The sequence below is a fragment of the Paenibacillus roseus genome (assembly GCF_016424485.1).
GTDB classification, from domain to species: domain Bacteria; phylum Bacillota; class Bacilli; order Paenibacillales; family Paenibacillaceae; genus Paenibacillus_D; species Paenibacillus_D roseus.
On sequence record NZ_JAELUP010000046.1, the window covers coordinates 1 to 7,159 of the forward strand.

The window sequence follows — 7,159 nt, forward strand, 5'->3', positions numbered from 1 at the left end:
TGCAGTTGGACGGATGTCTTGATGACGGAATACGTGCCTTGCGGCCTCGCTATACTGCCTGGGATGGGACGGGCCTTTGTTCTGGCTTCCGACCAAAGGGAGGAAGGTTTCCTTTTCCGGGGCTCTTTTCTTCTCCTGGCTCTTGTTTCTTAAAACATGTTTAAATACGTGTATAATAGCAGGCAGAAAAGATTGCGGAGTATGGATATCAGATCGATGTGACAACTCGCACTTAAAATGGTGCTTGCCCATCAAATATCAATTTGCTATAATTTCTATGCGGTATACCTACAACAATACTTGAGTTCATGCGGACTCAAGTATTGTTGGCTACATCATCGAAACCTAAAGCTCGCATCGCACTTATATAGTGCGTGGATTGAAACTATGAAAATCCCCTGGAGGTGTTTCCTCACAGGGGATTTTTCTCTATATTATGCTTGGCAGCGTTCGACAAGCACTACACCTGCAGGTCGCTGCGAATATCTTCGCCTGACCGTTCCTATCCTGGTGCACGCTGGCCTGAAAGTAGCTCCGCAGCAAGGCTTACACAGCTTTATCTTTCTGTTCACGCTATTTCCAGCGGCCTATCATATAGAATGGCGTATACCAAACGTTCATGCTGGAGTTTAAAGGCTCTGTTGGCGGCTCCGTAAGTGTATTCCCAATAATGACGTAACCAGGGCAACCTAGTAATGACAACTGGATGTAGCACATTAAAGCAGCGGTTTGGTCAATATCCTGTGCAACAAATAGTACCTGCTTTTGGTAGTTCACGTTGACCTTTTTGGCTTCGTTCGCAAAGGCGATAAGCATGGCTCCGGCTCCGCATGCACAATCATTCACACTGATGAAGCCCCTTTTCTCAATCTTTTCATGAATCTGGCCAATTTGAAGCTGCGCCATAAGTCGGCTCAGATAATAAGGGGTAAAATACTGTCCTTTCCAGTGGTTCCAAAGCTCCAAACTCATGAAGATTTCACCCAAAAAGTCTTGCTCCGGATCCGCTTCCAATGCCTGAACAATCATGGCTAAAAGCCTCGCGAATTGTTGGGCTTCATCATCACTGTAATGCTTAATAACTTCCATATACCTGCGTTCTCGCTCCTGGTATCTCACTGGATCAATACCATTTGAAATTGATATTGCAGTCAGCTCTATGAAATCTGACCAGACTCTCCAACTTGAATTTCTATTTGTAAGTGACTTAAAAATGGTTAAAAATTCTTGGTGGATGCCGTTCAGTCGTTTACTCTTCATGGGACGTCTCCTTTAAAAGAAACAAGCACTCTGCTTCAGCTTCGTCAAAATCACGAAGTGGAAGTAATCCTAACTCACTTAACTGTTCGAATAATTCCTCATTGTCACATTTTCTTAATTGATGGCATGCTTGAGCTAAAAGTTGAAGCGCCTGTCTTTCGGTATCATTTAGTTTCATATCTGTTTTCTCCCTTGTTGTAATCTGCGGCCAGTAAAAACTTGCCACAGGCTGCGAAGACCATACCGTGTGAATACACAGCTTGGCCCAATCGCCATCTAAGGGGCCACGGGCGCCGGCGGGTTGTCCGGCGTTTGGTGGGTAGATGGCTCTGCTGGTCAAGGGGCTCGAAGATCAAGCGGACCGACCAACCGAAGGGAGCATTTACCGAAGCGGCGTAGCGCACCCCTTGACCTGCAGGCGGGCTATGGTAGAGTGCCCAAAAGTGGCAACGGAGCCGAACAGGGGCCGCAGCTTCTGACCATCGGGAAGAAGGTTTCCATAAAGGTGGTTTTGATCTGCAGCTCCGTGTGAGGTGTAAAACGAAAGCCAGGAACCTAGAGCGCCTTGACCGGGAGGTTGTTGCCCGGTGTAGGCGCTCTGGTTATCGACTGGAGTAACCTCACAGCGGTGCGTACAGACTCTTAGGGGGGCACTTTCCCCTTAGAGCCTGTAGCATCAGCCCGATTCTATTTACTTCTATAAAAAAACAGGTTTAAATACGTACCAATACGTGTATAATATAAATAAGCAAACCGCTTATGTGAAAGGAGTATTTCAGTGAAAAGGAACTATGTTTACCCTGCAATCCTTGATTTTTCAGGCAAACACATTGGCATAATATTCCCGGATTTAGAAGAGGCCCTGTCCCAAGCGAATAACGAGGCACAGGCGATCAGAAGGGCGCACGAAGTCTTAAAACTAACAATAGATAGCCGTATTGCCGACCAGGAGAAATTGCCGGAGCCAACACCGCTGCATGCGGTCGAGGTGAGTGAGCATCAGCGGACCATTATTGTGCAATTGAAGATGGATAAAAAGATTACGTATAAGAAAAAAACACTGACCATTCCGGAAGAACTTAATGAAGCGGCGGAGGAAGCAGGCATTAATTTCTCTCAAGTCTTGCAAAGAGCAATTCGTCAGGAATTGGAAAAATAAAACAAATGGAGGTTGAACAAGCATGATTAGAAGAATAGCAGGAAGAAAAAATTGTGGAAATTGTTTTCGAGACTTCAAAGTGTTTGAAACTGTACACTATTTAGGTATAGATAATGATAGTTATTGTGCCAACTGTCGGGAAAAACTTCGTCCTGGAGAGAAAGATGATCCTAACGATCACGGAGGTTGGGTTCCGGCGCTCTATGTTGGCTCCCAAGAAGAAGGTCAAAACAACATTCTCGAACTCATAAAGCTGTGGAACGAGAAAAATGACGAGAGTTATCAATGGCAATATCAAATCGATGTGACAACTCCAGATAATACATAAGTTCGCATATCTTATGGAATAAGGAATGAAATAGCTTGCCCACCTAATGCCAATGCGGTTATACCTACAACAATACTTGAGTCTCCATGAACTCAAGTATTGTTGCCTACTTCATCGAAATCTAAAACTCGTATGCTTCCCCCACAATTCGTTTATTCTTCTTTACTCATCAGTTGAATGACTTCCCAACCGGCTGCAACAGACGCATCCGTTATTGCTTTCTCCATCTCCCGTAGTTTCTCGAATAAATGGTCATCAGAAGAATCCTCCGGGAAGTATTCGCGAATATCGTCAATATGCCATGTGGTAGCGAGAATCGTATGCTCCGGAAGACAATCACGGATTGGAATGGAATAAAAAACCGACGAAAATGGAATTCTTCCCTGTTCCGCTTTGCTGACTGCAAGACCTAGATTCATTAAAACTCTATAGACATGTTGAGCCTCATTGTTATTAGTCAAAACATCCTTCATTTCAGAACGGCCAAACATTTGATGGTATAAAGCATCTATTTCCTCATAAGCGTCATTCCACCCATAAGCCACTTCCCAATTGACTTCTCCGGAAGGGACATCCAATGAAAATTTAACATCGGACTTATAATTGCTCTCATCTCGATACGTAGCATGGTAAACGATTTGATTCTCATTCGGCTGCAGCAGCGCTGTATCGTCATATTCAAATTGATTTTGATCTTCAAATGCATGGACAAATTGAATAAATTGTTCTTTAGAAATTTTCATATTGGATCTTCTCCCTTGGTTTTTAAGTATCCCTTGCACCAGAGACGCATCATGGAGAGCCGATCATGCAAGGCTGGCCAACAAAAAGAACCGTGCGCCGGGAAAGCACTATCCGGATGCCGGTTCTTTTTGTTGGCCACCGCGAAGCGGCGCGCCAGCGGCCTTGCATGATCATAGGCTCGGAGTGATAAGTTGGCGGTGCATGGGTTTAAATACAAGGGGTAATAAAATCAAAGGCTTCCGATAGGAAGGCTACCTAATGCCCGCTGCGAATCTCTTCGACTGCCTGCTTCGGATACGGCTCCAGCAGGACCAGGTTTCTCCTTTGCCTGATCCGGATGGCCACCTTTCATGCCAGCTCCCCGTCCGCCTGATTTCAGGGACGATTTGCTGTTTCCTCTCCGGAAGAACCGTCCTCCTGCAGCAGCCAGCGACGAACGCCGGGCGCTATGGCCGCAGGCCGCTGCGGATCTCTTCGACTCCCTGCTTCCAGATATGCTGTGGTAGTAACGGGATTCTCCTTTCCAGGATGTTTCCAACGCACTTGGCCAAGAAAGTCCTTTCTTCCGGATAACAAAAAAGCTTCCCTAATGGGAAGCTTATTGTCTTACTTCATTTTTGAAAATCCAGGCTTATTTGATTAGAATCAAGTCCTAATACCGCCTGATCAATTAGCTGCTCCTTTAAAACCTGTGGAAAGTGTGGCGCTTGAAACATTTGAATAACAATCTTATCCGGAATTCCTTGCAAGTTAACCTCTAATATTCTGGATGATTTCGAAAATTTATAGGAAAGAACGTTACGATTGAGTATTTCTTGATTAAATAACACAGAATTATGTATAGAAGGCATCCCTTCAATTTGCTTTAGCAAGTCTTTCAATAGAGCGGGGTCGGCTTCTCTTATTGCGTCTCGAATAACTTGGGTTAAATCTGCGGTATCAGTTACAGATTTGACCGAAGCCTGGAATGCTCGTCGCGGATCGACTCGGGACCATTCCAATTCGTAGCCCGCTTGTTTGGAGAGTTGACGCATAAACTCCCTGGTTGACCGGCCATTTCCTTCCCGGAAAGGATGAAGGACATTAATTTCAGCCATATAGTGAGCTGCACGTTCTGAAAATACATCGGGAGGCAATTCCGTCAAATACCTCTCCAGACGTAATTTTTCAAATAATTCTTTGCTGGCGGATTCAATAAATTGCATCGGAGCGAATCGGAAAGTATCTTTAGCGATATTTTCTGTCCGGATTCGCCCCGAAAAGTGGTACACATCTTGAAATATATAGTGGTGGATCTCCTGCAGATGCTTTAAATCAAAATTGCCATGAATCGGTGTTTCCTGAATTTCCGCCAATCGCGCAGTAGTGACGATACTTTCATAGCGGGATAATTCTGCTGGATCTCGAATCCCGGCAAGATTTTTCAAAGTCTCTGTACCGGGATAAATATATTTACTCACCGATTGACCACAAGCGTGGACCGTGCCATCTCTGCAGCTCGCTTTATAAACTCTTTCTGACTGATATCCCCGTTTAGTTTCATTTTGATTAGATTTTCACTACCGACCGGCATCTTCATACCTTCAATTTCCAAACTTGCTTTCGCCTCCTGAAGGGAGCGATCCATGTTTCCAAACATATTGTTCCACCGCCTTGAGTAAGGTGTTTTTTCTTACCTTTATTATATCACAATAAAGCACTTTTATAATCCCAACAAACAAATTGTTGTTTTATTTGGGTATTCGGATTTTATTTATTTAATTTATTGTTGAAGATACCTCCTTCTCCTGGATTGATGATACAATTCGTCCAGGAGTACGATGGCTCACACCTCGTACATACATCTTCATCATAATCCACCATATTTACATCTTTTTCAGGGTAATTAAGTCCACATACAGCACATGTTGCAACATTGTTTATTGCGCTCATTTTAAAACTCCTTCACCCAATTGACCCACTTCTTCACGTTGTAAATACCGCGGCCGCTCCTGAACGACGAGTTGATGACGACGAGAAATGTTCATATTGTAGATAAAAACCCTTTCAGGCTGCTTTTCGTTTATTACTTCCTCTTTCATAGCCATTTCTTCTTTATTAAGGTCATACAGATTATATAGACAAACACCAATTAAACCAATTACAACAAACGAACCCAAAATGGCATTCCACAAAGGTATAAACATTCGAATCTCCCCTTATTTATTATTTTATGATAAAATGGAGAGGCGAGCGGTTGTGGTAAAATTTCTCGCCTCTTAAAAAGTCGATTACTCGGTCGGCTTTTTATTTTTTTCTAACATATATTTAACAATTAGAATATCCAACTGCTCCGATTTCGCTAAGACTAAATGATCCAATACTCCAAGTCTTACAGCATTACTTACCATGTCTGCCCTCAGTCGCTCTATGTCCGACTGAATCTCCTCCAACCCTTGCTTCACGTTCTTGAATTCCTTTTCCATTACCGCACCCTCTATTCCAAGTATAATTGCTCTGCGACTATCCGGAACATTTCGTCTATCGTCATGTCATTCAGATAGTCAGCAACCTGATCAAGACTGACAAACTGCTGTATTAACTGAAACTTCAATTTTTGTTCCGGTGTCATCGAGGCGCTCAGATCCTCGATCAGCCTGGCATGAATAATTCGGGTCGGGAAGGCAAACACTCTCCCTTTTGGCTGGTTCTCTGTTTCCTCGGGACGCCATTCCTGTGGTAGAGTTGCCTGAATTATGCCGTTTTCTATAAGCTGCCTTTCTGCAGCTTCTTGGTCAACTAATCCTGTCTGCTGCAACAATCCTTGGAGCCGATCACTCAAATGCCGATATCCATAGATATGCTTTGCGCCAATGTAACGCTGGCCAAACCATTCGTATTCAAATCTGAATTGATCGAGGATTTGCTGTATATCCGAAGTAAGCGGGCCGTCTTCCCAATTCACAGTAACTAATGATCCCTTTTCATGACTAACGGAAAACTCAATTTCAGGGAAAATTTTCTCCAAAATCGTTTCAATTTTCTGTGCTGTTGCAGCGGCCGTTTCTTTAATGACTTTCATTTAATCAATCCTCCTAATAACAACATTATTCACAGAGCGAATATAAGTATAGGTTCGAAGCTTTCCGTCCCCTTTGAAAATGAAACGCCATTGCAACGTGGCATCTGTCTTAATAGCGGGTTTCCATTCCAAAAGTGCTTGTTCTTCTTTTGTGAAATTCTCGTCCAACACTCGTCTTAGAACTTTTATTGCCTGACGGAATACAGTTTTCTTCAATATCGATCACTCTCTCTCAAAAATTTTCCATAATATACGCTGTGGCCAGATGGTTCAAATAATGTGAAATATCTCCGTTTAAAAAATCAATCTTGCTGATCATGTTCCAAATGACGGCTTGCTCATTTTCTGGAGCTACATTTACGATCAGATCAATTAGAGTATCAAAGTCGATAACATGAGTAAGCTGGTCTTTTTCAACGATGAAGATATTTTCTGGAAGCTGCTTTTCATCGAAAAATTTCTTTAATTTTGCTTTAATAACGAATCCCTCCTTTCCTTGTACAAAGTACCTTGAACCCCCGCCCGCCCCCCTTGCATCCGGCATCGTTTGCCGGTCTAGCCCTAGCGGCGATGAGCGGAATCCTTAAAGGTTTACCGGCCCCGCACA

13 protein-coding genes are annotated in these 7,159 nt (G+C 43.5%); 3 read left to right on the forward strand and 10 right to left on the reverse strand.

All coding sequences use genetic code 11. The annotated features are described in order from the left end of the window. Positions 1-573: 573 nt before the first annotated feature. Together JFN88_RS10760 and JFN88_RS10765 are read right to left on the reverse strand one after the other, a co-directional pair. The gene (locus JFN88_RS10760) at positions 574-1,260 is read right to left on the reverse strand and encodes an N-6 DNA methylase (protein WP_199019310.1); all 687 of its coding nucleotides are present in this window, start codon (positions 1,258-1,260) and stop codon (positions 574-576) included. Beyond that, entirely contained in the window at positions 1,250-1,438 is a 189-nt protein-coding gene (locus JFN88_RS10765) for a hypothetical protein (RefSeq protein ID WP_199019311.1), read from the reverse strand. The genes JFN88_RS10760 and JFN88_RS10765 overlap by 11 nt, the downstream gene beginning before the upstream one ends. Before the next feature lie 600 nt (positions 1,439-2,038). On the opposite strand from JFN88_RS10765, the gene JFN88_RS10770 reads away from it, so the two are divergent. Continuing rightward, entirely contained in the window at positions 2,039-2,419 is a 381-nt protein-coding gene (locus JFN88_RS10770; protein ID WP_199019312.1) for a type II toxin-antitoxin system HicB family antitoxin, read from the forward strand. A gap of 22 nt (positions 2,420-2,441) precedes the next feature. Next, positions 2,442-2,747: a hypothetical protein gene (locus JFN88_RS10775; protein ID WP_199019313.1), complete on the forward strand. Its 306-nt coding sequence runs from the start codon at positions 2,442-2,444 to the stop codon at positions 2,745-2,747. 152 nt (positions 2,748-2,899) lie between these two features. Here JFN88_RS10775 and JFN88_RS10780 read toward each other — a convergent pair whose 3' ends face one another. After that, complete coding sequence (locus tag JFN88_RS10780) at positions 2,900-3,490, reverse strand: hypothetical protein (protein ID WP_199019314.1); 591 nt, start codon at positions 3,488-3,490, stop codon at positions 2,900-2,902. 351 nt (positions 3,491-3,841) lie between these two features. On the opposite strand from JFN88_RS10780, the gene JFN88_RS10785 reads away from it, so the two are divergent. After that, entirely contained in the window at positions 3,842-3,997 is a 156-nt protein-coding gene (locus JFN88_RS10785) for a hypothetical protein (protein ID WP_199019315.1), read from the forward strand. A 105-nt stretch (positions 3,998-4,102) separates the two neighbouring features. On the opposite strand, the gene JFN88_RS10790 is transcribed toward JFN88_RS10785, so the two are convergent. The 7 genes from JFN88_RS10790 to JFN88_RS10820 form a co-directional block, all read right to left on the reverse strand. Further along, on the reverse strand, positions 4,103-4,951 hold the full coding sequence (locus JFN88_RS10790; RefSeq protein ID WP_199019316.1) for a Fic/DOC family protein: 849 nt from the start codon (positions 4,949-4,951) through the stop codon (positions 4,103-4,105). Next, positions 4,948-5,130 (reverse strand): hypothetical protein, encoded by a 183-nt coding sequence (locus JFN88_RS10795; protein ID WP_199019317.1) that lies wholly within the window; start codon positions 5,128-5,130, stop codon positions 4,948-4,950. The genes JFN88_RS10790 and JFN88_RS10795 overlap by 4 nt, the downstream gene beginning before the upstream one ends. A gap of 289 nt (positions 5,131-5,419) precedes the next feature. Beyond that, complete coding sequence (locus JFN88_RS10800) at positions 5,420-5,677, reverse strand: hypothetical protein (RefSeq protein ID WP_199019318.1); 258 nt, start codon at positions 5,675-5,677, stop codon at positions 5,420-5,422. 84 nt (positions 5,678-5,761) lie between these two features. Next, on the reverse strand, positions 5,762-5,956 hold the full coding sequence (locus JFN88_RS10805) for an aspartyl-phosphate phosphatase Spo0E family protein (RefSeq protein WP_199019319.1): 195 nt from the start codon (positions 5,954-5,956) through the stop codon (positions 5,762-5,764). 11 nt (positions 5,957-5,967) lie between these two features. Next, the gene (locus JFN88_RS10810) at positions 5,968-6,552 is read right to left on the reverse strand and encodes an LPD29 domain-containing protein (RefSeq protein WP_199019320.1); all 585 of its coding nucleotides are present in this window, start codon (positions 6,550-6,552) and stop codon (positions 5,968-5,970) included. After that, on the reverse strand, positions 6,553-6,768 hold the full coding sequence (locus tag JFN88_RS10815; RefSeq protein ID WP_199019321.1) for a hypothetical protein: 216 nt from the start codon (positions 6,766-6,768) through the stop codon (positions 6,553-6,555). It abuts the gene before it with no gap. A 16-nt stretch (positions 6,769-6,784) separates the two neighbouring features. Then, positions 6,785-7,096, reverse strand: a complete 312-nt coding sequence (locus tag JFN88_RS10820) for a hypothetical protein (protein WP_199019322.1) — start codon at positions 7,094-7,096, stop codon at positions 6,785-6,787. Positions 7,097-7,159 lie beyond the last annotated feature (63 nt).